This window comes from Shimia sp. NS0008-38b (assembly GCF_040370365.1).
Taxonomy (GTDB): domain Bacteria; phylum Pseudomonadota; class Alphaproteobacteria; order Rhodobacterales; family Rhodobacteraceae; genus Shimia.
This window is the reverse complement of sequence record NZ_BAABWQ010000004.1, coordinates 573,240-598,932: the sequence shown is the minus strand read 5'-3', so window position 1 is coordinate 598,932 and position 25,693 is coordinate 573,240. Positions and strand designations below refer to the sequence as shown.

Genomic DNA, 25,693 nt, shown 5'->3' with positions numbered 1-25,693 from the left:
CTCGACATCGACCGTGCCCTGATCTTAAATCCCCATTATGAAAGAGCTTTTGCGCAGCACGGATCTGACCATCATTGCCTTCGCCACGGCCCTGCTTCAGGGGGAGGGTATAGACTGCTTTGAAATGGACGTAAATATGAGTGTCCTTGAGGGGGGCATAGGTATTTTCCCGCGACGTTTAATGGTGCGAACGCGAGATTTGCAACGGGCAGAGCGGGTTATGCTGGACAATGACATCGCACTTGGGCGGGCACTGTGACCGAAAATTTAACCAAAAACGATTTTTTGAACGGTCGTGTGCGGTTGTGGCAACCCAAAGGTGGCTATCGCGCAGGGGTTGATCCCGTGCTTTTGGCCGCGTCGATTCCGGCAAAGCCGGGAAACTTGGTCTTGGAGTTGGGCTGTGGGGCCGGGGCTGCGTTCATGTGTTTGGCGGCACGTGTGCAGGGTTTGGTGTGTCACGGGGTGGAAATGCAGGACACATATGCCGCGTTGGCCCGCCAGAACGCCGCCGAGAATCACACTGACGCTACGATCTGGGGGAGCGACATTGCAGATCTGCCAGCGGATCTGCGGCATATGCAATTTGATCATGTCTTTGCAAACCCACCCTATTTTGATCGCGCTGCCAGCACAGCAGCACATGACCCTGGTCGGGACTTTGCAATGGGCGAAGGCACTGCACTTGCTGTTTGGGTTGCGGTTGCCGCCAAACGTTTGGCAGCGAAAGGAACAGCGACGTTTATCCACCGCGCAGAGCGATTGCCGGAGCTGCTGAGCCTGATGCAGACAAAGCTGGGTTCATTAGAAGTTTTGCCGCTACAGCCTCGTGTTGGCAAAGACGCCGGGCTGGTACTGGTGCGAGGAAGGAAGGGCGGGCGCGCAGCATTTAGGCTGCATGCGCCGGTCATGCTGCATGAAGGTGAGAAACACATCTCTGATGGGGAGAGTTACACTCCCCAAATTCGAGCCGTGTTGAGAGACGGAGCACCGTTGCCTTTTGCCTGAAGCGTAAATGCAACGCTCGATCCGGTAAGGTCGACTGATTCGGCGAAAGACCGCGTCGGTATCGCGTCTGTATTACGACTGTATTGCGACAGTGTCGGCGGATTTTCTCTAGTGTTTCGAATGCGTCACAAGTGACACGTGACAGGTGGGTCATTCTGTGCTGGACTGAGAGTGTTAGACATTCACTGCATAGGAGAACCTGATGAGCGTAACCGGACACATTGAAGAGCTGAAACGCAAACACGAAGCCCTCTCTGAGCAAGTAGAGCAAGAACAACGCGCGCCGGGCAGCAGCGACCTCGAAGTCGCTGAACTCAAGAAGCAAAAACTCCGCATCAAAGAAGAAATTACGCGATTGTCCGCGTAGAACCTACTTAGGTTTCAAGCTGGCGCGCGCAGCGAGGACTGCGCCGCCTGTGATGAGCAAGGCCGCCGCAACCAATTGGAATGTTGGCTCGGCAAACCCAGCCACCACCAACGCCACAGTCGACAACAACGGGGCCGCATAAGACGCCGTACCCAACAGCTGAATATCACCGCGTTTGACCCCGATATCCCAGACATAAAATGCCAAGCCTACGGGGCCGAGGCCTAGCGCCAGAACCGAAGCCCATGTCATTGTGTCGGCAGGCCAGATGGTGTCTTCCAACAACAGGTGAAGCACCGCAGAAAGCACTGCGGTGGCCAAACAGAACACAACAACAGACACGGTTGGAACGTCACCAAAGCGGCGCGACATCACCGAATAGCTTGACCATGTGAAAGCGCAAGCAAGGGCCAAGCCATAGCCGGGCAGGTGCGCCGCACTAAATCCGACACCACCGCCCCCGATGATCAAAGCGGCACCCAAAAAGCCAAGAAAGGCTCCGAACAAGTGGCCTGCTTTCAGCGTTTCGCCTGGCAACGCACCAGACAGCAATACAATCAGAAGGGGCCACAAATAGGCTATGAGCCCGGCTTCGGCGGCCGGAGCAAGGCGAAGTGCTGAAAAGTAGAGTGCGTGATAGCCAAAGAGGCCAATCGTACCAAACAGAAACACCTTCATCGGCACGCGGCGCAGTGCCCGCCACTCTCCAGTGACAAGCGCCCAGATCACGCCGAGGCTGCCACCTATGGAGAAACAGAGCGCGTTCAAAAGGAGGGGAGGCGTCGGGGCGCTGCCCACCGTGAATAGCGCAAGCAGTGCCCAAAGAAGGACAGCGACGAAGCCTATGGCTGTGGCTTGGGTTCGAGTCATCGCTCTGGGATCTCCTCTACAGGCGTGATGGTGAGCTTTTCGGTGACTATTGCGGTTTTTTCAATCTCGTCCATCATCCAAGTGCGAAAGGCGGCGATGTGTGGACGGTCTTGTGTGCCATCTAAGCATAGAAAACGAAAGCGCGCTTGCGACCAAATTGCGTGTCCATAGGGCGCGACAAGGCGACCTTCGTGGAGGTCTTTGACAACCAACGCCCGGCGTCCAAGTGCGATACCTGCGCCGGCGAGTGCCGCGTCTATGCTGTGATCTGCGCCTGAAAAACGGGGGCCATGGCTGGTGTCTAGGTCTAGGTTCATTAGGCGGCACCATGCAGCCCAGTCCGCGCGTGGATTTAGAAAGTTGATCGATTCGTCATGGATCAACGTTGCTCCAGCGAGTGTTTCGGGAGTGGGGAAGCGTTCGGCAAGATCCGGTGTCATGACGGGGGTCACCCATTCTCGCGCCATTGGATAGGACCAAAGGCCTTGCTCTTGTTTGTCGATGCCAAAACGTATGGCCACATCGACTTCATCGCGCTTGAAATCCAAATTGCGCAGGGTCGCGGAAAACCGCAGATCGATTTCTGGATGGGCGCGAGCAAACTCATAAAAGCGCGGTGCCAGCCACTTGGCGGTGAATGCGGGTCCAGCGGTAACCATGAGCGTGGCGTCATCGGTTTGGCGTTGAGCGGCGCGCCATGCAGACGAGAGGGTTTGAAAACCCTCGCTGATACCAGGCGCAAGGGTTTGACCAATTTCCGTTAGCGCGACAGCGCGGTTGAGACGATGAAACAGCGGGACGCCCAGATGTTCTTCGAGAGATTTGATTTGATAGCTGAGTGCGGCGGGTGTCACGTGTAGCTCCTCTGCAGCTTGTGCAAAGGACATATGGCGTGCAGCGGCATCAAAGGCTCGCAGAGCGGTGAGAGGGGGAAGGCGGTCAGTCATCTTCAGTTAAATACAGCTTAACTGAAGGCGGGGAAAGTCTCGTTTGTCGATTTGCTTTGCGGGCGTCATATTGGTCTCAGTTAAGTTTTACATCATCAAACAGGAGAGGCTCTCATGATCGAGACTGCAACAACCGCCCGCACTCAACAAGCCTTTGACGACGCGCATGCTGCTCGTGGCGCTGCCTTCGTCGGCTTTTTCAGAGCTTTGTTTGGTGTGAAGTTTGTTCCGCTGGCTCAACCGACCCTTACGGAACCGTCCCGCTGCGCCTGAAGCTGCACTTACGGGGCAAAAAGAGAAGGGCCGGTCTACTTGACCGGCCCTTTTGACATTTTGCGGCGTGGGATCAGACGAAGAACTGACCGCCGTTTGCCGAAATTGTTGAGCCGTTGATAAAGCCTGCATCATCTGACGCAAGGAATGTCACGCAGCGTGCGATTTCTTCCGGTTCGCCCAGACGGCCCGTTGGGATTTGGCCGATGATAGAGTCGCGGACTTTCTCGGGCACGGCCATCACCATTTCCGTGGCAATGTAGCCGGGGCAAATAGCGTTGGCGGTGATTCCCGCGCGTGCGCCTTCTTGAGCCAGAGATTTTACGATACCAAGGTCGCCGGCTTTGGTTGCGGCATAGTTGGCTTGCGCAAACTGACCTTTTTGACCGTTGATCGATGAAATCACAATGATGCGACCAAATTTGCGTTCACGCATGCCTGGCCAGATCGGATGCACCGTGTTGAATACACCAGTCAAGTTGGTGTCGATAACCTCGTGCCACTGCTCCGGCGTCATTTTGTGAAACGGAGCATCGCGGGTGATGCCTGCGTTTGCGACCACAACGTCGATCGGGCCAAGGTCAGCCTCGACCTGTGCCAGTCCAGCCTTTGAGGCTTCGTAGTCGGCAACGTTCCATTTGTAGGTTTTGATGCCGGTGGCTTCGGTGAAGGCGGCGGCCTTCTCATCGTTGCCGGCATAGGTTGCTGCAACGTCATAGCCTTCGGCTTTGAGTGCTTTAGAAATGGCTTCACCGATTCCGCGGCTGCCGCCGGTGACGAGTGCTACTCTTGCCATGATGGTCCTCCAGTTAAAGTCGTCTTGGTAACTCTATTACGTATTTAAAATGAAATTCGCAAGATAGTTGCGCGTTGAATTGCCGCACTGCAGGTATTTTTTGCTGCTTATGCGAAAGAAGATCCCCCCAAAATCAAAAAAGGGCGCCGCTGAGGCGCCCTTTTTCGCTACGAAGCGGATTGGGGCGCGGCCTTACGGGCGCTCAAGACACATGGCCACGCCCATGCCACCACCAATACAAAGCGTTGCCAAGCCTTTTTTGGCGTCGCGGCGCTTCATTTCGAACAGCAGTGTGTTCAGGACGCGTGCGCCGGACGCGCCAATCGGGTGTCCAATCGCAATAGCGCCACCGTTGACGTTCACGATCGCCGGATCCCAGCCCATGTCTTTGTTCACCGCACAAGCCTGTGCCGCGAAGGCTTCGTTGGCTTCCACCAAATCCAGCTCTTCGACGGACCAACCGGCTTTGTCCAGCGCTTTGCGGGAGGCGTAGATCGGACCAACGCCCATGATGGAGGGGTCCAAACCCGCTGTGGCGTAAGAGGCGATACGTGCCAATGGCTCGATGCCGCGCTTTTCAGCTTCATCTGCGGACATCAGCAATGCACCAGCGGCGCCATCGTTGAGGCCAGAGGCGTTTGCCGCGGTTACAGACCCGTCTTTGGCAAACGCAGGGCGCAGTTTTTGCATGGCTTCCATGGTGGCGCCGTGGCGGATGTATTCGTCTTTGTCGACAATCATGTCACCTTTGCGGGTCTTCACCGTGAAGGGGATCACTTCGTCGTCAAACTTACCGGCCTTCTGGGCTGCTTCGGCTTTGTTCTGAGACGCCACCGCGAATTCATCTTGCTGCTCGCGGCTAATCTGCCATTTCTCAGCGACGTTTTCGGCGGTTTGCCCCATGTGGTAGCCGTTGAAAGCGTCCCACAGGCCGTCGCGGATCATGGAGTCGATGTACTTCACGTCACCCATTTTGGTGCCCGCGCGCAAATGTGCAACGTGGGGGCTGAGCGTCATGTTTTCTTGACCACCCGCCGCAACAATTGACGCGTCGCCAAGTTGGATATGTTGTGCCGCAAGTGCGACGGCACGCAGGCCAGAGCCACAGACCTGGTTGATGCCCCAGGCGGCGCTTTCAATGGGCAGTCCGGCGTTCACATGTGCCTGACGTGCTGGGTTCTGTCCTTGGCCGCCAGTCAGAACTTGACCCAAAATGGTCTCTGACACATCCGCTTTGTCGACGCCTGCGCGTGCCACCAGTGCATTGAGCACTGCGGCGCCAAGGTCATGAGCAGGCGTGTTGGCGAACGAGCCGCTGAAGCTGCCGACGGCGGTCCGTGCCGCGGAAGCAATCACTACGTTAGTCATATGCATATCCTCTACCAAATGCTGGTCGGAGCATGACCGTGAACGCCCCCCTCTGGCAACCCACAGAACTCCGTATCCGCCGCGTGAATAACGCATTTGCCGCACTGCGGCAACGGTCAGGGTGTCACGGGGGTGCGCTGGGCAATTGTGTGCTTACTTAGGGGAAATGAGCGTTGGCGAGAGGCAGCAGACTTTAAGCCGCAGACTTTCCATCGCGCTGCGCCTTCCAAGGCGGGGAAACTGTGGGCGCGCCAAAGGCGAAACCCTGCAAACAATCAAAACCAAGTTCGGTCATCATTTTGGCGTCTGCTGGGCTTTCGATCCGGCTGGCAACGGAGTGCATATCAAACCGCTCGGCGATAGCGGCGACGGCACTGGCTATTACCTGATTGGCAGCATCTGTTGCGATGTTGCGGCTGTAACTGCCGTCCAATTTGATGATGTCGAAGTCAAAGTCTCGGAAGACGGAAAGCGTTGTTAAACCGCTGCCGTAGTCATCGAGCGCAAAAGACATGCCTTTCACCTGAAGCTCTTCCATGAAGCCTTTGACAATTTCGGGGACCTGAATCACCGACTTTTCAGAAACCTCGAAAATCAGACGTTCTGGTATGGTTGCCGCACGCGCAAGGCCGCGCTGAAGGCAGTCCATCCAAGGCGCGTATCCAATGGAACGCGCAGACATGTTGATCGAGAGCCTCAAGCCGGGCTGCTCTGAGAGAGCTTGCAGACCGAGTTCCAAGGCGAGCACATCCAGTTGGCGACCTAGCTCGTTGTCCTCGACAGCGCCCATGAAATCTTTCGCAGGGATGATGCGACCTGTTTCGTCCAGAACACGCACAAGCCCTTCGTAGAACGCGGGACGTTTGGTGTTGGAGGCTTGAACAATCGGTTGGTACGCCAGAAGGACCTGTTTGTGCGCAATCGCCTCGCGCACCATTTCAAGGGTGCCGGAATCGCGCGTATTCACAGCATAAGCCAGCGGGCTGCGATGCTCACGCTGTGCTTTCTCACCATTTTTTTTCTTTGGGCGATCCATGGCAGACTCCCGACTTCCCCTAGCAGCAGGTGCTTCATAATATTGGCATACACATGAAGCTTCCCTTAAATTGCCGATGCAAATAGGGCTTGGCCAGAGGGGTTTTAGCCCCGTTTTTAGCTAAGTTTGGCGGAAATGCGGCGATGTATGTCAGGCTAGGACATAGGGATTAACAGCCGCTTTCTAAGATCGCGACTAAGTCTAAGCTAGTTTGACCAATGGATCAAACGACAGCCCTGACGACCAGGGCTGGAAACCAGAGCAAGAAGATGGTCAGGCGTATTTCGCAAAATTTTACGAGCTGATTTGGCGCAGCGTTTGAGCGCTTGGTCTTCGGAAACCTTGCGTGTGGCCTCTGCCCAGGAGTAGCCAACCGCACCATTGTCAGAGACAGCAAAAGCCCCAAACCGGTCGTTGTTCTGAAGTCGTTGATATTCTAGGAACTCTTTGTTGGCGGTCCGAGAAAGTGTTTCCCCAAAACTCTGAGGTTCGAAGTCTTTTGGCAAAACACGCGCGTAGAGCACGCAATACTTCGGGTTTTTGGACTGGGCGTGACAGGCCGCGCGTGCATAGAAGTCCGCAAGCACAATCGAATTGGCGTTTGAGTAATACCCGGCCAGACGCTCCGAACGGTTCACGTAGATGCTGCCGAAGTACTCTGTTTTGCGTTTGAATTGCTTGAAGTCGGACCGTGCGTTACCTTTCAAAGCGAAGTTTTTGATCTCCACCAAAACGCTCCGATTGCTTTGTGGCACAACCTCTTGAGCCAGCCCAGAGGCAGCAGGTACCAAGCACACACACACACAAGTTAGGGCCAAAAGCAGGCGAGTCATATTAGTCTCTTTTTGCCGTTCGTCAGTTCGGCAATAGTCCTATTGCGTTGCTGTGGCGTTAATTACTGCGGCGACGATAGCACGGGCATTTTCGCTGGACCAGTCGGCATCTCCATGTAAACGTGCGATTTCTCGGCCTTCTCGGTCGAGCAAAACAGTTGCCGGAAGTCCCAAAACGGTCATGTCCCGCGCGATCATTTGTTTTGGATCGCGGTGCAGGGGCAGATTTGAAACGTCGATTTCGTCGAAGAATTTTTCCATGGCAGGAACAAGATTGCGGCCAGTTGCCAGTGTGACGACGTCAAAGTCTGTGCCCCCCAGTTGGGTTTGTAGTTCGGACAACATCGGCATTTCGTGACGGCATGGCGCGCACCATGTTGCCCAAAAATTTAGCAGCACAACCTTGCCTTTGTAGTCTTGAAGTGTTGCTTCGCCTCCGTCGCCGGTCACAAAGGCTTTTTGTGAGATATCTCTTGGCTCCGAATGAAAGATGAGTTTCCGCATGTCGCCGTCACGCATCTCTTTGATGGCGCTATAATCGGTTGAGTCTGCCATTGCCACAGGGGTAAGTGCGACAAAGGTGGTGGCAGCAATTGCGATTGCTGCCAAGCCTGTATAAACCAGCGCGAACCTATTCAGTTTCATCTTCCCTCCAAAAGGGCTTCTTATGACCAAAGATACCTCAAACCAGATGTGGGGTGGCCGTTTTGCCGCCGGACCGGACGCCATTATGGAAGCGATTAACGCATCCATCGGGTTCGATCAGCGAATGGCGGCACAGGACATTGCTGGCTCTCGGGCCCACGCAGCAATGCTTGCCGAAACGGGCATCCTGACAGATAGCGATGCAAACGCTATTCGGGAAGGCCTGCTCACGGTCTTGTCAGAGATTGAAAGCGGATCCTTTCAGTTTTCGACGGCACTGGAAGACATTCATATGAATGTGGAAGCGCGTTTGAAGGATTTGATCGGCGAACCCGCAGGGCGTTTGCACACCGGGCGGAGTCGGAACGATCAGGTTGCGACGGACTTCAAGCTCTGGGTGCGCGATCAGATGGACGCAGCAATTTCAGGTATTGAGGCATTGATCCGTGCGTTTGTAGCGCAGGCGGAGGCTGGTGCGGACTGGGTGATGCCGGGATTCACACATTTGCAGACAGCACAGCCGGTGACATGGGGACACCACATGATGGCTTATGTGGAAATGTTTGGCCGCGATTTGTCCCGCTTTAAAGATGCACGGGTTCGGATGAACGAGTCCCCACTGGGGGCAGCGGCACTTGCAGGCACGTCTTTTCCGATTGATCGGGAGATGACGGCAGCAGCGCTGGGGTTTGATCGTCCGGCGGCCAACTCGCTGGATGCCGTGGCAGATCGCGATTTTGCGCTGGAGTTTTTGGCCGCAAGTAGTATCTGCGCGATGCACCTGAGCCGGTTCGCTGAAGAGCTGGTGATTTGGTCGTCTGCACAGTTCCGGTTTGTGACGCTGTCAGATCGATTCTCGACAGGCAGCTCAATCATGCCACAGAAGAAAAACCCAGATGCCGCTGAACTGATCCGCGCCAAGATTGGCCGCATTTTTGGCGCCAACACGGCGCTGCTGATGGTGATGAAGGGTTTGCCTCTCACGTATTCCAAGGACATGCAGGAAGACAAAGAACAGGTCTTTGATGCGGCCGATAACCTGATGTTGGCCTTGGCTGCGATGGAGGGCATGGTGAAGGATATGACCGCCAACCGCGACAGCCTTGAGGCGGCGGCGGGCAGCGGGTTCTCCACCGCAACCGATCTGGCGGATTGGCTGGTGCGGACGTTGAATATGCCGTTCCGAGAGGCGCATCATGTGACCGGCTCGTTGGTGGCGATGGCGGAGGCCAAAGAGTGTGATCTTCCAGATCTGACGCTGGACGACATGCGGAGCGTACACGCTGACATCACCGAGGACGTCTTTGGTGTGCTAGGTGTGCACAATTCTGTGTCCTCGCGGATGTCATACGGCGGGACTGCGCCGACGCGGGTGCGCGAGCAAGTTGCTGCGTGGCAGGCGAAATTGGACTAATCTCTTTTCTGATTGCTTTGCGCCCAGTTTGACAATGGGTTAGACTGGGGGCGCTGCTATTGGGAGACATGAGTTTGTTTCGAGTCATATTTGCTGTTCTTAGCCTTGGGTTTGTGGCCGCTTGCGGTGTGGATGGGTCGCCTTGGACACCCCACGCCAACGCCAATATTGGGGTCGGTTCCGGAGGCGTCTACACCTCTGGAAGTGTTGGCGTGTCCAACGGGCCTGTGAGTATCTCTATTGGTGGTGGTTGTCGTTGGTATGGCTGCTGAGCCTGCCAGCACTTGATCACGTAGGCATAGTTGCGACATTCTGATCTGAAGCGAAGGCGGCACCGTAGAGTCTGTGCCGCTTTATTATTGGATTGGGGAAGTTATGTCGCCACTACGTTGGGTGTTTTTGGGTCTGGCCATTTGGGGTGCGATACAACCCATGTTGTATTTTGGCCCGTGGATCGCGCAAAACGGCTTTGACCTGCAAGCCATGGTGGCATTGTGGAAAGCCAACGACGCCGTCACAGGTATCTATTGGGACCTTGTGATCTCTGCCATTGTGTTGACTGTTTGGGTGCTGACCGAAGTCTGGGTACGACGCAATTGGATTGCACTTTTGGCCATTCCAGCAACCTGGTTGATTGGTGTCAGCTTTGGGTTGCCTCTTTATCTGTTTTTACGGGCCAAACCTGTGCGTTAAGCGACGCGGCGAGGATTGAATGGCGCGTGCGGGCCGCGTAAGAGAGTATCAAAGATACGCAAGCGGCGCGCAGGAGACAGCAGGCATGGACCATTTTCTTTATCGTGACGGAGTTTTGCACGCCGAAGACGTACCCGTGGCGGAAATCGCCGCCGCTGTAGGAACGCCTTTTTATTGCTATTCGACAGCGACTTTTGAGCGTCATTTCCGCCTGTTTGATGAGGCCCTTGCGGGCATGGATCACCTGGTGTGCTACGCTATGAAAGCGGCCTCCAATCAAGCCATTCTCAAAACGCTTGCCGCGCTGGGCGCAGGGATGGATGTGGTGTCGGGCGGGGAATATGCTCGCGCGAAAGCCGCGGGTGTGCCCGGAGAGCGCATCGTATTCTCTGGTGTCGGCAAAACTGCAGATGAAATTGAAATGGCTCTGACGGGTGGCATTCGCCAGTTTAACGTGGAGAGCGAGCCTGAAATGGCCGTGATCAGTGCTGTGGCCTCGCGATTGGGTGTTGAGGCGCCCATCACCATTCGAGTGAACCCAGATGTGGATGCCAAAACCCACGCGAAAATTGCAACGGGTAAATCTGAAAACAAATTTGGCATCCCGATCAGCCGCGCGCGAGATGTTTACGCGTTGGCGGCTTCCCTTCCGGGGCTCAAGGTGATTGGCATTGATGTGCACATCGGAAGCCAGTTAACACAATTGGAGCCGTTTGAGGCCGCTTACCGCAAAGTGGCGGAGCTTACAGAAACCTTGCGCGCAGATGGGCATGAAATCACGCGGCTTGATTTAGGCGGCGGTCTTGGCATTCCATATGAGCGGTCCAATACCGCGCCGCCGTTGCCGGTGGAATATGGTGCCATGGTCAAGCGCGAGCTGGGGCATTTGGGGTGTGAGATTGAGATCGAGCCGGGACGACTGATTGCGGGCAACGCCGGAATCATGGTCAGCAAAGTGATCTATGTGAAATCTGGCGAGGACCGAGAATTTCTGATCGTGGATGGCGCGATGAACGACTTGATTCGTCCTGCGATGTATGAAGCGCATCATGACATTGTACCGGTTGTTGAACCTGTGCCGGGTCATGAGCCCGCCAAATATGACATCGTTGGCCCGGTTTGCGAATCTGGCGACACCTTTGCCAAAGGACGCGATCTGGCGAAATTGGCAGCAGACGACCTCATCGCCTTCCGCAGTGCGGGCGCTTATGGTGCGGTTATGTCCAGCGAATACAACACAAGGCCCATGATTCCTGAGGTTTTGGTGAATGGCGATCAATTTGCGGTTATCCGCCGACGCCCGAGCTATGAAGAGATGATAAATCGCGATAGCATTCCAGAGTGGTTGGAGAGCTGATCTCTCTGACGGATCGTGGAATGGAGCATCGTGGCTGCACATAAAACGTCCGAAGCCGCCCTTAGGCGTCTTAGTCGGGTTATATCCCTGACACGTGCAGGCTTGTTTGCTGAAACCATCACGCGTGCCTTCTGGCCAGTGTGGAGCCTGTTGTTTGTGCTGCTGGCCTTGGTGATGGCGGGGGCGCAGGACCAAATGCCGCTTGAGGCGATCTGGATCGGCGGCGTGTTGGCCTTTGCTGCTCTGGTCGTGTTGATGATACGCGGCGTGCGCCAGTTTGAATGGCCTTCACGCGACATGGCGATTGCGCGGTTGGACGCCACACTGCCGGGGCGGCCGATTCAGGCCCTGCGCGATGCGCCTGCAATTGGCAAAGCGGACACGGCTTCTCAAGTACTTTGGCGTGCGCACCAAACGCGAATGGCAACCCGCACAGAGGCTGCCAGACCTGTCCACCCCGATCTGCGCATTTCTCGGCTCGATCCATTTGGGTTGCGCCATATTGCATTGTTGTTTTTGCTTGTGGCGTTCACGTTTGGCTCGGTGTCCAATCTGGCAACTGTGAAAGATTTGGGTGTCGGCAACGGCGCGGCACTGGCAAGTGGGCCTACATGGGAAGGCTGGATTGAACCGCCGACCTATACGGGGAAACCCGCGCTTTACCTGAACGACCAAGCCAACGGTGCGCTGCAGCTGCCGCAGGGGAGCCGCGTATTGCTCCGCCTGTATGGTGAAGTTGGCGCGTTGACGGTGGCGGAAACCGTTTCGGGCCGGGTTGGCAGCGTTGATAGCGCGGCAGACCCCGAACAAAGTTTTGATATCACGCAGTCAGGTTCTCTGGAGATTTCTGGTCCGGCAGGAGCCGTTTGGTCCATTGAGATGCAAACAGACACTGCGCCAGTGATAGCGGCAAAAGGCACACCTGAAGCGTCTGGGCGGGGCGAAATGACCTTGCCGTTTGAAGCGACGGATGACTATGGCATCGTGCAAGGCAGTGCTGTTGTGCGTCTTGATTTGGCAGCCGTCGAACGACGCTATGGGCTTCGAGATGCGCCTGAGGCGCGGCCAGCGGTGGAGGTGCCTCTACCTTTGCCTATTGCCGGAGATCGTGCTGCTTTCGACGAGGTTCTGATTGAGGACTTCTCTCAACACGCCTGGGCACATTTGCCTGTGGTGGTCGATCTGTCTGTAGAAGACGATGCGGGTCAGATCGGAGAAGCGACTTTGCGGTTTGATCTGCCTGCGCGGCGGTTTTTTGACCCATTGGCAGCGGCGGTGATTGAGCTGCGACGTGATTTGTTGTGGTCCAAGACCAACGGGCGGCGTGTTGCGCAGCTGATGCGGGCAATTTCGCACCGCCCTGAGGATGATGTGTTTCGCAAGGAGACAGATTATTTGCGGTTCCGCACAATTCTGCGGCGGCTCGAGTTGAATTTGGATCATGGTCTGAGCGGCGAAAAGCGCGATGAGTTTGCTGCCGCGCTTTGGGCTTTGGCCTTAGATCTGGAAGACGGCGATTTGGGCAGCGCGGCCGAACGGTTGCGGCAGGCACAAGAGCGCTTATCGGAGGCGATGAAAAACGGCGCCAGCGACGAGGATATTGCGCGCTTGATGCAGGAATTGCGTGAGGCAACCGAAGACTACATGCGCGAGTTGGCGCGACGCAATCAGCAAGACGGTGAGGACGGCGAAAACCAGCAAAGCGCCGAGAACTCCATGCAGATGGATCAAAACGATCTCCAGCGCATGATGGACCGCATCCAAGAGCTGATGGAGCAGGGACGAATGGCTGAGGCCCAGCAAGCGCTGGAAGAGTTGCAGCGCCTGATGGAGAATATGCGCGTCACCCAAGGTGAGGGCCAGCAGAGCCCCGGCGAGCAAGCCATGGAAGGGCTGGCGGATACGCTAAGGGAGCAGCAGGGCTTGTCTGATGAAGCGTTCCGGGAATTGCAAGAGCAGTTTAATCCGGGGGCGCAATCCGGCCAATCTCAGGAAAATGAAGGTTATAGTGGTGGTGAGGGACGTGGGCAGGCGCATGATGGCACTGGTGGTGAAGGCCAAGGCGACGGCGAAAGTGAGGGCCAGACCGGGCAATCGGATGGTGACCAACCGGGGCAGTCGCAGGCGCTGGAGGACCGTCAGCAGGATTTGCGCCAGGAGCTTAACCGTCAGTTGGGCAACTTACCGGGGCAGGGCACACCTGAGGGAGATACCGCGCGCCGGGCGCTAGGCGATGCTGAGGAGGCCATGGAAGGTGCAGAACAAGCCCTGCGCGAGGATGATTTGGCCACGGCAATTGATCGGCAAGCCGAAGCAATGGATGCGCTTCGCGAGGGTATGCGCAATCTGAGCGAGGCTATGGCGCAGCAGCAACAGCAAGGGCAAGAAGGCTCTGCTGAGGCACAAGGTAACGCGCAGGATCCATTGGGCCGCAGTCAAGGCAACCGAGGCCCAGCAGGAACCGAAGAGGGGTTGCTTCAGGGCGAAGATGTGTATCGCCAAGCCCGCCGGTTGTTGGATGAAATCCGCCGGCGGTCTGGAGAGGCGGAGCGCCCCGAGGCGGAGCGCAACTACCTAGAACGCTTGTTGGAGCGTTTTTGATTGATCACATACAACATGTGCTATGAAAGCGTGGTGTAAGTGTCAGCCTGTCATTTGATCCAGTTTGAGGAACAGTTGGGTCATCTGATCATCCAGCCACACGCGGGCACCATTTGCCGAGGTCATGAACATCTCAATATAAGGCGCGGCGGCAGGATAGTTCTGGCTCAGCATATCGTTTGAACTGTAGACAAAAACTGCTGCCACGGCCAACAGAAGAACCAGCGCGAACCCTAGCCGGAAGCCCCGTCCACGCTTGGCGCGACTGTCTTTGCCCTGACCCAAATCTGGATTGCGTTGCGGCGCAGTTGAACTGCGCAGCGTAGAATTGATTTCTTCGATATCGGGCAACAAATCCCGACGGGTCTCTTTGGGTGTCGGGATCGATTTTGCTGCTTTGTCATCGTCCGCGCTGCGCAGGCGTCGCAAACGGCTCGCAGCAGCATCCGCGACGTCGGCACGCGGTGCGTCAACGCCGTCATCCAAACCAAGATCCCCCTGCGTCTCTAAGCTTTGGGGAGCGTCGGCGGCGCGGGCTTGTGTTTCGAGTTCGGCCTCTTCTCGCAGGATGTCGGCCACTGCGGCGTCCAAGCCCCTTCTTTGACGCGGACCGCCTGTGCTTTCGTCGTCTTCAGCCTCATCGGCTATGTCGGGGGCTGTTTCTTCTGCAAACGCGTCTGATGCCTCTGCAGGAGCGTCCGTTTCGAGATCGGCAAGGTCTTCCTTGGGCGCAGCGGTCTCTATTGGCGCCTCGTCATCTTCACCGAAGGTTGCGAGAGCAGCCGCGGTTTCCGAACCTACGGCAGAGTCTGATGCCCAATCTTGTTCTGGTTCCAGATCCCAGTCATCTCCGCCAAGATCTAAGTCGTCGGAGTCATCATCAGTATCGTCAAAGAAATCGTCGGAGACCGCCTCATCCGAAATTGAAAGCTCCGGCGGCTCTACTTCGGTAAAGACGTCCTCCTCGCTTTCAGGGACTTCAGCACTGGCCGCCGCATCTGTGGCCTGCGCGGCGTCATCAAAGGCCTCTTCCTGTGCCTCAATGGCGGGCTCAATGTCATCCGGGTGGGCCTGAAACCAGGTGTTTCCGCAATTGGAACATTGAACGTCGCGACCGGAAGTCGGGATTATGTCGTCCGGCACTTCGTATTGAGCACCGCAATTCGGGCAAGTCAGCCTCATCCTCGTCCCCTGATGATCAAGTTCTTATCCTTGTTTCTGCACCATATTCTGTAACAAGGCTTTGCGAAAGTGCAAAGCCTGCGCAGAACAGATTGCAACCCAGTCGATGCTCGTGCACAACAATCGGGATATAAGGGGTCTGCAGTGATCGAACTTGACAACATTGCTTACAGCTATGGCGGTGGCGAGCTTCTGAGTGAAGTGTCGCTGAAACTTGCGCCCGGCTCATTTCATTTCCTAACCGGCCCATCAGGGTCCGGCAAAACCACATTTCTTAAGTTGTGTTACGGCGCACTGACGCCAACAGCGGGACAGGTCAAGTTGTTCGGCAAAGATGTGCGGGAGATGGATCGTGACGATCACGCATTTACGCGTCGGCAAATCGGCGTGGTACATCAGGATTGCCAGTTCCTCGACCACCTGCCTCTGCGTGAAAATGTCTCTTTGCCTTTGACCGTTTCGGCCAGGGACTCCCTTGAACAACATTCCAATCTCAAAGAATTGTTGACGTGGGTGGGTCTTGGTCATCGCGCAAATGCGCTGCCGCCGGAGTTGTCTGGTGGTGAGCGGCAGCGGGCAGCATTGGCGCGTGCAGTGATTATGTCCCCTGATGTGGTCTTGGCAGATGAGCCAACTGGAAATGTGGATTGGGAGATGTCACAACGGCTTTTGCAGTTGTTGGTTGAGCTCAACAAAATGGGCAAAACCATCCTGATCGCAACGCATGATCTGAATCTGATCCGGTCAGCAAAACACCATGTACAGGCACGGGTGCTGCGTATTTCTGGAAGAAAGTTACAGCTCGCGGGAGCTGATCTATGAGCCAGCGCCGCAAATTGTCTTCTTTGTTTGTGGGTGATGCACAAGCGGATCGCGTGGTGCCGCCTACCGGGTATACTGCACGTCTTACGCTGTTTGCCTCGGGGGCGATGGCATTTTTGACGGTGTTTGCACTGGCTTTGTCGTTGGCAAGTGGCCGATTGGCGGCCCGTTGGGGGGACGAATTGGCGCAAAGCTCGACGCTGCGCATTTCCGCGCCTGCGGAACAGATGGATGCGCAAACTGAAGCTGCGCTCTCCGTCCTAGAAAGTACACCGGGCATTGCCTCTGCTCGGGCGTTGAGCGATGCGGAGCAAAGAGGGCTATTGGCCCCGTGGTTTGGACCGGATTTGCCCATCGACAGTCTGCCGATACCACAGCTGATTGAGATTGTTGAAACCGAAACAGGGTATGATGCAGATGGGCTGCGCTTGCGACTGCAGGCAGAAGTTCCCGCCGCGGTGCTGGATGATCACACGCGCTGGCGTCGTCCTCTTGAACGAGCTGCGGCACGGCTGAGACTGTTGGGGTGGGTATCGATCGGATTGATTGGTGCCGCCACAGCGGCGATGATCACGCTGGCGGCCAATGCGGCTTTGGCGGCAAACGCGCAGGTGGTTTCGGTGTTGCGGCTGATCGGGGCGCAGGATCAATACATCGCAATGGCATTTGTTCGCCGGTTTACGCTGCGCGCCTTTACGGGGGCTCTCGCTGGAACGGTGTTGGGTGCTGCGGCCATTTTTTTGCTGCCATCCGCTCAGCAGGATGGTGGATTTTTGACTGGACTAGGGTTTGAGGGCCTAGGCTGGGCTGCGTTGGTACTGATCCCGATTCTGGCGGCGGTTGTGGCCTATTTTGCAACAGGGGCCGCGGCCCGCAAAACACTGTCGGAGTTGACGTAATGCGCCTTGGAATTCAGTGGATTTTGTCGATTGTCTACGTCGTACAAAACGCGGTGATGATGTTGCTGATGGGGATTGTGTTTTTGCCGTGGGCTTTGGTGTCCCCCAAAGGGGCAATGACAGCGTGTAAATCTTACGCCACTTGGGCGATCTGGACCGCGCGCTGGCTTGTGGGTATCCGCTCTGAGGTGCGTGGCGTGGTGCCAGAGGGGGCCGTTTTGATCCCTGCCAAGCATCAATCATTCCTAGATATCATGATGATTTTTAAGGCGCTCCCACAGCCACGGTTCATTATGAAGTACGAACTGTTGTTTACGCCAATCATCGGGGTCTACGCGTGGCGGTTGGGGTGTGTCCCTGTGCGGCGCGGTAAGCGCGGCGCGGCTATCAAAGCAATGCTTGCTGAAGTGGAAAGCGGTCGGGTGCCACCAGGACAATTGGCGATTTATCCGCAGGGTACGCGGGTGCCCGTCGGTGAGTATGTGCCCTACAAAATCGGCCCCTTTGTACTGTATAAGGAAACCGGTCAGGCTGCGGTGCCTGTGGCGACCAACTGCGGCATGTTTTGGCCGAAGGGCACGATGTTGCGCTCCCCGGGTTTGGCCGTGGTCGAGTTTTTGGACCCGATTGAAACCGGGGTGTCACAAACCGAGTTTATGCAACGTCTGGAACAGGTTATCGAAGACCGTTCGAATGCGTTGATGAAAGAGGCGGGGTTTGATCCAGATGGAGTACGTCACTGATATTGCCGAGTTAGAAGCGCTTTATGGCCCTCCGGGGTCGGCTTCTACCAACAAAGTGGCACGGCAGATGACGCCGCTGTATCGCCAATGGATTATGGCGTCGCGGTTTTGTGTGGTGTCCACAGTTGGGGCAGAAGGCACAGATGGCAGTCCGCGCGGGGATGATGGCCCCGTGGTACGAGAGCTGGATGACCACACGCTGGCAATGCCTGATTGGCGTGGCAACAACCGCATCGACACGTTGCGCAACATCGTGACGGATGGGCGGATTTCGCTGATGTTCATGGTGCCCGGCTCCAACAATGTGGTGCGTGTAAATGGCGTGGCTAAGGTGACCACAGACACCGCTCTTTGTGAGAGTTTTGAGGTGCAAGGCAAACACCCACGCGCTGTGATAGTGATCAAGATTGGCGAGATTTACACCCAATGTGCACGGGCTTTGATGCGCGCGCGCCTGTGGAAATCAGACGATGAGAGCGCAGGTTTGCCGACGGCCGGGCAGGTCTTGGCGGAGCAGACCGATGGGGCTGAGGGCGGACAGGCCTATGATGATGCCTGGGCGCCGCGTGCTGCCAAGACGATGTGGTGAACACCCAAATCGCTCTAAGGAGACGATATGGCAAAGCGACGGACGAAAGAGGAGATGCGCGCAGAGTTTCACAGGCTGTATGACTGCTTTGAGTGTCTTGATCAAACCATCAAAGGACTGTTCCCGAGACCGCCTGAGCTTGACTTTGGCGGACCGATTTCGCGCGAGAAAATGTTGTCTTTTGTGGAAAGCGGCAAAGCCAATTTTAGTCAGATATGTGCGGGAACCCGCGAGGCCATCAACGACGACCTAGAGTTATTGGAGGAAGAGCCCGAGAAAGCCGCTGTGTTTCTTCAAACCTATAAAGCGCTGTCAGGCCGCGATCTTTGGGACGATGTTGAGCCTCCGACCACTGTGGTGAAAGCCTTGTTGAAGCGCGGGAGACTTCACTCCGCGGAGGAGTTTCGCTTGCTTAAAGGCCAACTTGACGCTCAACGCCTTTCAAATGCAGATAGCGACAAAGCCGAGTCGATGCTCGGGGCGTTTGAAGACAGCCACGACGGGCAAGACTGACCGTCGGTGCGCCCCTTCATTCTGCCCCAAATACTCCAGGGTGGACACATCGTAGATGTTTCAGGGGCAACGCCCCTACAAAAAAGGCGCTCGAAGGCGCCTTTTTCTAAAACACACAAAGCTTTAGCTGTGGATCGCGCCGTCGCCACAGGCCAGAGCGGCTTCGCGCACGGCTTCAGAATAGGTCGGGTGGGCGTGACAGGTCAGGGCGATATCCTGAGCGGAGGCGCCAAATTCCATCGCCACACAAAGCTCGTGTATCATGTCGCCGGCTGCCGGGCCGATGATTGCGGCGCCAAGCACGCGGTCGGTCTCTTTGTCCACGATGATTTTCACAAAGCCTTCGCCCTGATGTACAGCTTTGGCGCGGGCGTTGCCCATGAACATGAACTTGCCGACCTTGATCTTGCGACCTTCGGCCTTCAGCGAAGCCTCTGTAGCACCCACGGTGGCGACCTCAGGTGTTGTGTAGACCACACCCGGGATCACGCCGTAGTTCACATGGCCATGTTTGCCTGCGAGCACGTCTGCAACGGCCATGCCTTCGTCTTCGGCTTTATGCGCCAGCATCGGCCCTTCGATCACGTCGCCAATGGCATAGATGCCTGCCACGTTGGTGGCCCAGTGATCATTCACCGCGATCTGGCCGCGCTCGGTCATTTTTACGCCCAGAGCGTCGAGCCCAAGGCCCTCGGCAAAAGGCTTGCGGCCGGTCGCCACCAGCACCACATCGGCGTCCAGCACCTCTTCGGTATCCGGCGTTTTCTTGGATGCGTATTTGACTTTGGCCTTGGTTTTGGTTGCGTCCACACCAGACACTGCCGCGCCCATCACAAACTTAAGCCCTTGTTTTTCAAGGATACGCTTAAAGGTCCGCTGCACATCCGCATCCATGCCGGGGCAAACGGCGTCCATGTATTCCACCACGGTCACCTCGGCACCCAGACGGGCATAGACGGAGCCGAGCTCAAGGCCAATCACGCCAGCGCCTATGACGGCCATTTTCTTGGGCACTTTGGGCAGATCGAGTGCGCCGGTGCTGTCCACCACGATGCCTTTGTCGTTGTCGACCTCAACACCCGGCAGGGAGGAGGGCACAGAGCCGGAGGCGATCACGATGTTCTTGGTGCTGTGGGTCTCATCGCCAACTTTGACCTGACCGGCGGCTGGGATCGAGGCCCAACCTTTGAGCCAGTCGATCTTGTTCTTTTTCATCAGGAACTCAACACCGCCAGTGTTTTGACCCACCACATCGGTCTTATAGGCCTTCATCTGCGTCCAATCGACAGACGGGCTTTTGCCTTTGAGGCCCATGTCAGCAAAGTTGTGCTCTGCCTCATGCAGCATGTGGGTCGCATGCAGGAGCGCCTTGGAGGGGATACAGCCGATGTTGAGGCAGGTGCCGCCGAGGGTTTCACGGCCCTCTACGATGGCAGTTTTCAGGCCCAGCTGGGCACAGCGGATGGCGGACACATAGCCGCCGGGGCCTGCGCCGATGATGATGACGTCATAGTTTGCCATGGGTCAGGTTCCTTATTGTGGGACGTCGATTTGGGACGTCAGTATTGCGTCTGTTTTACGTTTGTATTGCGGCGGTGTCATTCTGAGGGAGGGGCGCTGCCCCTGGCAGATCTTTGATGTGCTCACTTCGGGATATTTGGGGCAAGAGGAAAAGAGCGTGCATTCAAATACCACCATATGCTGGGTCAAAAATTTCGACTTTTTCAAAGCGGCCCAATGCCAGTTGACCGGGGACAACAAAAAGGGCGCAGATGATGAGAAAACCTAAGAAGTTTGGTTCCACGTGTCCTCGGGCCTCGTGGAAGTGATGCAGGCCTTTTGCGTTAACTGCCAACTCACCACCGATAGTTGCGCACAGCAACAACATCGGCAAACCAAGTAGAAAAAACCGTCTGTTGCGGCGTTCGCCAGTCAAATAGAAGAGTAGGGCTCCACAGCCGTCGCACTCGTGGGCTTCCGTTTTGTTCCAGCCACGCCATGGATTGGTCCTGCTCATGCGGCTGGAGACTTGAAGTCGTTTACATTTTGAGCAGCGTATCCCACAGAGCTTGGAGAGAAGCATAGCGTGCTCTCCTGTTCTGAGACGGCTGATCCGTGCTGGTATTTGAACCGACCGCATTTCACCTCTCCGCACGGGTCACGTGTGGCACTGGCAGCGCGCGACCCTCCCCACGGGAGGGCGCGTCACGCCCACCAAGGTGCTTGCGCAGCCCTCTGTGAGAAAGGTCGTCCATCAGATCAGAGATCCATCAGCAAACGACGTGGGTCTTCCAGCGCTTCTTTCACGCGCACGAGGAAGGTCACAGCACCTTTGCCGTCCACGATGCGGTGATCGTAGGACAGGGCCAGATACATCATCGGACGGATCACAACTTCGCCGTTGATCGCCATGGGGCGGTCTTGGATTTTGTGCATGCCGAGGATGCCGGACTGTGGTGGGTTCAGGATCGGCGAGGACATCAGCGAGCCGTAGACACCGCCGTTTGACAGCGTAAATGTGCCGCCCTGCATCTCCGCCATAGACAGTTTGCCGTCACGAGCCCGTTTGCCTTTCTCTGAAATCGCCTTTTCGATCTCAGCAAAAGACATGCTGTCCGCGTCGCGGATCACAGGCACAACCAGACCGGTTGGGGTACCCGCGGCCACCCCCATGTGCACGAAATTTTTGTACACGATGTCGGTGCCGTCGATTTCGGCGTTCACCTCCGGCACCTCTTTGAGCGCATGCACACAGGCTTTGGTGAAGAAAGACATAAAGCCCAAACGCACGCCGTGCTTCTTCTCAAACTCGCCTTTGTATTGGTTGCGCAGGGCCATCACCTCACCCATGTCGACCTCGTTATAGGTCGTCAGCATGGCGGCTGTGTTCTGGCTTTCTTTCAGGCGCTTTGCGATGGTCTGGCGCAAGCGGGTCATTTTCACACGCTCTTCGCGGGATGCATCGTCTGCGGATACCGGTGCACGTGGGGCTGCGGCCACAGGTGCAGGCGCAGCGGCGGGTGCCAATGCGGCTTTCAGTACGTCTTCTTTCATGATGCGACCATCGCGGCCTGTGCCGGTGACAGCGGCTGCATCGATGCCCTTTTCCGCCATCAGCTTGTTGGCAGAGGGGGCGTTCTCCACATCTGCGGACGCCGCAGGCGCGGCAGCGGCGGCAGGTGCTGCAGCCGGGGCGGCGCTTGCGGAGGCAGATGCCCCACCGATCACCGCCAGTTTGGCAGCCGCGTCCACGGTGGTGCCTTCAGGGGCCAAGATTTCTGACAACACACCGGCGGCAGGGGCGGGCACTTCGACGGACACTTTGTCGGTTTCCAGCTCACAGAGCATTTCGTCCTGTGCCACAGTGTCACCTACGGCTTTGAACCATGTGGACACGGTCGCCTCAGTGACAGACTCGCCCAGTGTTGGGACCATCACGTCAACCGCATCGCCGCCCGAGGCCGCAGGGGCCTCAACAGCACGGGCTGCGGCAGGCGCCGGGGCGGCACCTTCGCCAGCGTTGATTACGGCCAGCAGGGCATCCACGCCCACGGTGTCACCTTCAGCGGCAACGATTTCCCCCAAAACGCCAGCGGCGGATGCGGGGACCTCGACGGTCACCTTGTCGGTTTCCAACTCGCAGAGCATTTCGTCTACGGCAACTGCATCACCCGGTTTTTTAAACCAAGTGGCAACGGTGGCTTCTGTGACGCTTTCGCCAAGGGTGGGGACACGTACTTCGGTCATGGATCAGTTTCCTTCCATGGAGAGCGCGGCATTTACCAGCGCAGCTTGTTGGGCTTTGTGTTGACTTGCCAAACCGGTGGCGGGCGACGCGGATGCGGCGCGACCGACATAGGTTGGGCGGGTGTGTTTGGCCTTGATCCGGGTCAGAGCCCATTCGATGTTGGGTTCGATGAAGGACCACGCACCTTGGTTCTTTGGTTCTTCCTGACACCAGACCATTTCGGCATCCTTGAAGCGCTCAAGCTCCTTGATCAGCGAGTGCGCCGGGAATGGATAGTACTGTTCGATCCGCATCAGATAGACATCGTCGATGCCACGGGCGTCACGTTCTTCGAGCAGGTCGTAGTAGACTTTGCCGGAGCACATGACGACGCGTTTGACGTCGTTGTCTGCCTTCAATGTGGTGTCAGAATTGCCCTTTTCGGCGTCATCCCACAGCACACGGTGGAAAGAAGACCCATCCACAAAATCTTCGGCCTCAGAGACCGCCAGTTTGTGGCGCAGCAGTGACTTCGGCGTCATCAGGATCAGCGGTTTGCGGAAAGTGCGGTGCAGCTGGCGGCGTAGGATGTGGAAATAGTTTGCCGGCGTGGTGCAGTTGGCCACAATCCAGTTGTCGCCGCCACACATCTGCAAGAACCGCTCCAGACGGGCAGAGGAGTGCTCTGGGCCTTGGCCTTCAAAGCCGTGCGGCAGCAGAACGGTCAGACCGGACATGCGCAGCCATTTGCTTTCACCGGAGCTGATGAACTGGTCAAACATGATCTGGGCGCCGTTGGCGAAATCGCCGAACTGTGCTTCCCACAGGGTCAGCGCGTTTGGCTCGGCCAGCGAGTAGCCATATTCAAAGCCCAGCACCGCATATTCTGACAGCGCGGAGTCGATGACTTCATATTGGCTTTGACCGGAACGGATGTTGTTGAGCGGGTAGTACCGTTCTTCGGTGTCTTGGTTGATGATGCCGGAGTGGCGTTGGCTGAAGGTGCCGCGTGTTGCGTCCTGACCGGACAGGCGCACAGGGTAGCCTTCTGTCATGAGGGAGCCAAAAGCCATGGCCTCCGCTGTGGCCCAGTCAAAGCCTTTGCCGCTTTCAAACATCTTGCCGCGGGTGTCCAGAAGGCGCCCGACGGTTTTGTGGATCGGGAAGCCGGCGGGCACAGAGGACAGCGCTTTGCCGATGTCCGCCAGTGTGTCGGGCTTGATCGAAGTCTGGCCGCGCTCATAGTCTTCGCCGCGTTTGTCCAGATGTGACCAGCGCCCATCCAGCCAATCGGCTTTGTTGGGTTTGTAGTCTTTGCCAACTTCGAATTCTTCATTCAGGTGTGCCTGGAACGCCGCCTTCATGTCTTCGATCTCGCCCTCAGGGATCAGGCCATCTTTGACCAGACGTTCCGTATAGAGCGTCAGCGTGGTCTTCTGTTTTTTGATGCGTTTGTACATCACCGGGTTGGTAAACATGGGCTCGTCGCCCTCGTTGTGACCAAAGCGGCGGTAACAGAAGATGTCGATCACAACATCCTTGTGGAATTTCTGGCGGAATTCGGTGGCCACTTTGGCCGCATGTACCACTGCCTCTGGATCGTCACCGTTGACGTGGAAAATCGGCGCCTCAACAACCAACGCGTTGTCGGTTGGGTAAGGCGAAGAACGCGAGAAATGCGGCGCGGTGGTGAAGCCGATTTGGTTGTTCACCACGATATGCATGGTCCCGCCGGTTTTGTGGCCGCGCAGACCAGAGAGGGCGAAACATTCCGCCACAACACCTTGGCCTGCAAACGCCGCATCGCCGTGCAGAAGGATCGGCATCACAGAGGTGCGGTCGCTGTCGTTCAGCTGATCCTGTTTGGCGCGCACTTTGCCAAGCACAACCGGGTTCACCGCCTCAAGGTGGGAGGGGTTTGCGGTCAGCGACAGGTGTACCGTGTTGCCGTCAAACTCACGGTCCGAGCTGGCGCCAAGGTGGTATTTCACATCGCCTGAGCCATCGACGTCTTCGGGCTTAAAGCTGCCGCCTTGGAATTCGTTGAAGATCGCGCGGTAGGGTTTGGCCATCACATTGGCCAGCACGGAAAGACGACCCCGGTGTGGCATGCCGACCACGATGTCTTTCACACCAAGGCTGCCGCCGCGTTTGATCACCTGCTCCATGGCTGGGATCAGGCTTTCACCACCGTCCAGACCAAAGCGCTTGGTGCCCATGTATTTGACGTGCAGGAATTTCTCAAAACCTTCGGCCTCAACCAGCTTGTTCAGGATCGCTTTGCGGCCCTCGCGGGTGAAGGTGATTTCTTTGTCATAGCCCTCGATGCGCTCTTTCAGCCAACCCGCTTCTTCGGGGTTGGAGATGTGCATGTACTGCATCGCGAAGGTGCCACAGTAGGTCCGCTTCACGATGTCCATGATCTGGCGCATGGTGGCGATGTCGAGCCCCAGCACTTTGTCGATGAAGATCGGGCGGTCCATGTCGGCATCTGCAAAGCCGTAGGACTTTGGGTCCAGTTCTGGATGCGGGGTTTGATCGCGCATTCCCAGCGGATCGAGATCCGCCACCAGATGGCCGCGAATGCGGTAGGCACGGATGATCATCAGGGCGCGGATGCTGTCGAGCACCGCGCGTTTGATCGCCTCATCGGAGACCTCAACGCCTTTCTCGGCTGCTTTGTCTTTGATTTTTTTCCCAGCGGCCTTGGCCTCAACCGGTTCAACCCATTCGCCGGTCAGCGATTGGGTGAGATCGTCGGTTGGCATTGGGGGCCAATCATTGCGCGCCCAGCTGGGCCCGGTGGCCTCCGCTTTGACGTCCAGTTCCGCATCGCCAAGTTGGCGGAAGAATTCCTGCCAGACTTCGTCAACCGCGGCGGGGTCGGCGGCGTAGCGGGCATACATCTGTTCGAGGTATTCCGCGTTGTGCCCCTGCATAAAGGAGGAGGCGTGGAAGATGTCGTTTGGTGACTGGTCGGTCATGATTTTACCTCAGCATTTCGCTCGAG

Annotated in this window: 26 protein-coding genes; 14 read left to right on the top strand and 12 right to left on the bottom strand. The window is 56.7% G+C overall.

All coding sequences use genetic code 11. The features are described from left to right. Positions 1–37: 37 nt before the first annotated feature. The 3 genes from ABWV47_RS19680 (at position 38) to ABWV47_RS19670 (ending at position 1,375) form a co-directional block, all read left to right on the top strand. Positions 38–259 carry a putative signal transducing protein gene (locus ABWV47_RS19680; protein ID WP_353315026.1) on the top strand — a complete coding sequence of 74 codons (222 nt, stop codon included), beginning with the start codon at positions 38–40 and terminating at the stop codon, positions 257–259. Continuing rightward, positions 256–1,008 (top strand): tRNA1(Val) (adenine(37)-N6)-methyltransferase, encoded by a 753-nt coding sequence (locus tag ABWV47_RS19675; RefSeq protein ID WP_353315025.1) that lies wholly within the window; start codon positions 256–258, stop codon positions 1,006–1,008. The genes ABWV47_RS19680 and ABWV47_RS19675 overlap by 4 nt, the downstream gene beginning before the upstream one ends. Before the next feature lie 202 nt (positions 1,009–1,210). Further along, on the top strand, positions 1,211–1,375 hold the full coding sequence (locus ABWV47_RS19670; protein WP_353315023.1) for a YdcH family protein: 165 nt from the start codon (positions 1,211–1,213) through the stop codon (positions 1,373–1,375). Positions 1,376–1,378: 3 nt separating this feature from the next. Here ABWV47_RS19670 and yddG read toward each other — a convergent pair whose 3' ends face one another. Further along, the gene (yddG, locus tag ABWV47_RS19665) at positions 1,379–2,245 is read right to left on the bottom strand and encodes an aromatic amino acid exporter YddG (protein ID WP_353315022.1); all 867 of its coding nucleotides are present in this window, start codon (positions 2,243–2,245) and stop codon (positions 1,379–1,381) included. After that, the gene (gene gcvA / locus ABWV47_RS19660; RefSeq protein WP_353315020.1) at positions 2,242–3,192 is read right to left on the bottom strand and encodes a transcriptional regulator GcvA; all 951 of its coding nucleotides are present in this window, start codon (positions 3,190–3,192) and stop codon (positions 2,242–2,244) included. Before gcvA ends, yddG begins: the two co-directional genes overlap by 4 nt. Before the next feature lie 114 nt (positions 3,193–3,306). Here gcvA and ABWV47_RS19655 point away from each other — a divergent pair, with 114 nt between their 5' ends. Further along, complete coding sequence (locus ABWV47_RS19655; protein WP_353315019.1) at positions 3,307–3,465, top strand: hypothetical protein; 159 nt, start codon at positions 3,307–3,309, stop codon at positions 3,463–3,465. Positions 3,466–3,538: 73 nt separating this feature from the next. Here ABWV47_RS19655 and phbB read toward each other — a convergent pair whose 3' ends face one another. The 5 genes from phbB to ABWV47_RS19630 all read right to left on the bottom strand — a co-directional run bounded on the left by phbB (position 3,539) and on the right by ABWV47_RS19630 (position 8,143). Next, entirely contained in the window at positions 3,539–4,261 is a 723-nt protein-coding gene (gene phbB / locus ABWV47_RS19650; protein ID WP_353315018.1) for an acetoacetyl-CoA reductase, read from the bottom strand. A gap of 192 nt (positions 4,262–4,453) precedes the next feature. Further along, positions 4,454–5,629 carry an acetyl-CoA C-acetyltransferase gene (locus ABWV47_RS19645; RefSeq protein ID WP_353315016.1) on the bottom strand — a complete coding sequence of 392 codons (1,176 nt, stop codon included), beginning with the start codon at positions 5,627–5,629 and terminating at the stop codon, positions 4,454–4,456. 193 nt (positions 5,630–5,822) lie between these two features. Beyond that, on the bottom strand, positions 5,823–6,665 hold the full coding sequence (locus ABWV47_RS19640) for an EAL domain-containing protein (protein ID WP_353315015.1): 843 nt from the start codon (positions 6,663–6,665) through the stop codon (positions 5,823–5,825). A 206-nt stretch (positions 6,666–6,871) separates the two neighbouring features. Further along, a complete protein-coding gene (locus ABWV47_RS19635) occupies positions 6,872–7,498 on the bottom strand; it encodes a hypothetical protein (RefSeq protein ID WP_353315013.1) in 627 nt (208 codons plus the stop codon). 39 nt (positions 7,499–7,537) lie between these two features. Continuing rightward, positions 7,538–8,143, bottom strand: a complete 606-nt coding sequence (locus ABWV47_RS19630; protein ID WP_353315012.1) for a TlpA family protein disulfide reductase — start codon at positions 8,141–8,143, stop codon at positions 7,538–7,540. Between the two features lie 22 nt (positions 8,144–8,165). Between ABWV47_RS19630 and argH the strand changes: the two genes are divergently transcribed. From argH to ABWV47_RS19605, 5 genes are all read left to right on the top strand, one after another. After that, positions 8,166–9,557: an argininosuccinate lyase gene (argH, locus tag ABWV47_RS19625; RefSeq protein ID WP_353315011.1), complete on the top strand. Its 1,392-nt coding sequence runs from the start codon at positions 8,166–8,168 to the stop codon at positions 9,555–9,557. A 68-nt stretch (positions 9,558–9,625) separates the two neighbouring features. Next, entirely contained in the window at positions 9,626–9,829 is a 204-nt protein-coding gene (locus ABWV47_RS19620; RefSeq protein ID WP_353315009.1) for a hypothetical protein, read from the top strand. A 103-nt stretch (positions 9,830–9,932) separates the two neighbouring features. Next, complete coding sequence (locus ABWV47_RS19615) at positions 9,933–10,250, top strand: DUF2834 domain-containing protein (protein ID WP_353315008.1); 318 nt, start codon at positions 9,933–9,935, stop codon at positions 10,248–10,250. 85 nt (positions 10,251–10,335) lie between these two features. Next, entirely contained in the window at positions 10,336–11,607 is a 1,272-nt protein-coding gene (gene lysA, locus ABWV47_RS19610; protein ID WP_353315007.1) for a diaminopimelate decarboxylase, read from the top strand. A gap of 15 nt (positions 11,608–11,622) precedes the next feature. Next, positions 11,623–14,208 (top strand): TIGR02302 family protein, encoded by a 2,586-nt coding sequence (locus tag ABWV47_RS19605; RefSeq protein ID WP_353315005.1) that lies wholly within the window; start codon positions 11,623–11,625, stop codon positions 14,206–14,208. A gap of 42 nt (positions 14,209–14,250) precedes the next feature. On the opposite strand, the gene ABWV47_RS19600 is transcribed toward ABWV47_RS19605, so the two are convergent. Continuing rightward, positions 14,251–15,390 carry a zinc-ribbon domain-containing protein gene (locus tag ABWV47_RS19600; protein WP_353315004.1) on the bottom strand — a complete coding sequence of 380 codons (1,140 nt, stop codon included), beginning with the start codon at positions 15,388–15,390 and terminating at the stop codon, positions 14,251–14,253. A gap of 144 nt (positions 15,391–15,534) precedes the next feature. Between ABWV47_RS19600 and ABWV47_RS19595 the strand changes: the two genes are divergently transcribed. From ABWV47_RS19595 to ABWV47_RS19575, 5 genes are read left to right on the top strand one after another with little or no spacing between them, the layout of a single operon-like run. Further along, positions 15,535–16,212: a cell division ATP-binding protein FtsE gene (locus tag ABWV47_RS19595; RefSeq protein WP_353315003.1), complete on the top strand. Its 678-nt coding sequence runs from the start codon at positions 15,535–15,537 to the stop codon at positions 16,210–16,212. Then, positions 16,209–17,111 carry a cell division protein FtsX gene (locus tag ABWV47_RS19590; RefSeq protein ID WP_353315001.1) on the top strand — a complete coding sequence of 301 codons (903 nt, stop codon included), beginning with the start codon at positions 16,209–16,211 and terminating at the stop codon, positions 17,109–17,111. The genes ABWV47_RS19595 and ABWV47_RS19590 overlap by 4 nt, the downstream gene beginning before the upstream one ends. Then, positions 17,111–17,854: a lysophospholipid acyltransferase family protein gene (locus ABWV47_RS19585; protein WP_353315000.1), complete on the top strand. Its 744-nt coding sequence runs from the start codon at positions 17,111–17,113 to the stop codon at positions 17,852–17,854. Before ABWV47_RS19590 ends, ABWV47_RS19585 begins: the two co-directional genes overlap by 1 nt. Beyond that, positions 17,838–18,443 (top strand): pyridoxamine 5'-phosphate oxidase family protein, encoded by a 606-nt coding sequence (locus tag ABWV47_RS19580; RefSeq protein ID WP_353315233.1) that lies wholly within the window; start codon positions 17,838–17,840, stop codon positions 18,441–18,443. Before ABWV47_RS19585 ends, ABWV47_RS19580 begins: the two co-directional genes overlap by 17 nt. 27 nt (positions 18,444–18,470) lie before the next feature. Next, positions 18,471–18,956: a hypothetical protein gene (locus ABWV47_RS19575; protein WP_353314998.1), complete on the top strand. Its 486-nt coding sequence runs from the start codon at positions 18,471–18,473 to the stop codon at positions 18,954–18,956. A 123-nt stretch (positions 18,957–19,079) separates the two neighbouring features. Here the strand turns inward: ABWV47_RS19575 and lpdA are convergent, their stop codons facing one another. The 4 genes from lpdA to ABWV47_RS19555 all read right to left on the bottom strand — a co-directional run bounded on the left by lpdA (position 19,080) and on the right by ABWV47_RS19555 (position 25,667). After that, complete coding sequence (gene lpdA / locus ABWV47_RS19570) at positions 19,080–20,477, bottom strand: dihydrolipoyl dehydrogenase (RefSeq protein WP_353314997.1); 1,398 nt, start codon at positions 20,475–20,477, stop codon at positions 19,080–19,082. Between the two features lie 163 nt (positions 20,478–20,640). Further along, positions 20,641–20,973, bottom strand: coding sequence for a hypothetical protein (locus tag ABWV47_RS19565; RefSeq protein WP_353314995.1), 333 nt, complete (start codon positions 20,971–20,973; stop codon positions 20,641–20,643). 242 nt (positions 20,974–21,215) lie between these two features. After that, positions 21,216–22,703, bottom strand: coding sequence for a 2-oxoglutarate dehydrogenase complex dihydrolipoyllysine-residue succinyltransferase (gene odhB, locus ABWV47_RS19560; RefSeq protein ID WP_353314994.1), 1,488 nt, complete (start codon positions 22,701–22,703; stop codon positions 21,216–21,218). Between the two features lie 3 nt (positions 22,704–22,706). Further along, positions 22,707–25,667, bottom strand: a complete 2,961-nt coding sequence (locus ABWV47_RS19555; protein WP_353314992.1) for a 2-oxoglutarate dehydrogenase E1 component — start codon at positions 25,665–25,667, stop codon at positions 22,707–22,709. Positions 25,668–25,693: the final 26 nt, after the last annotated feature.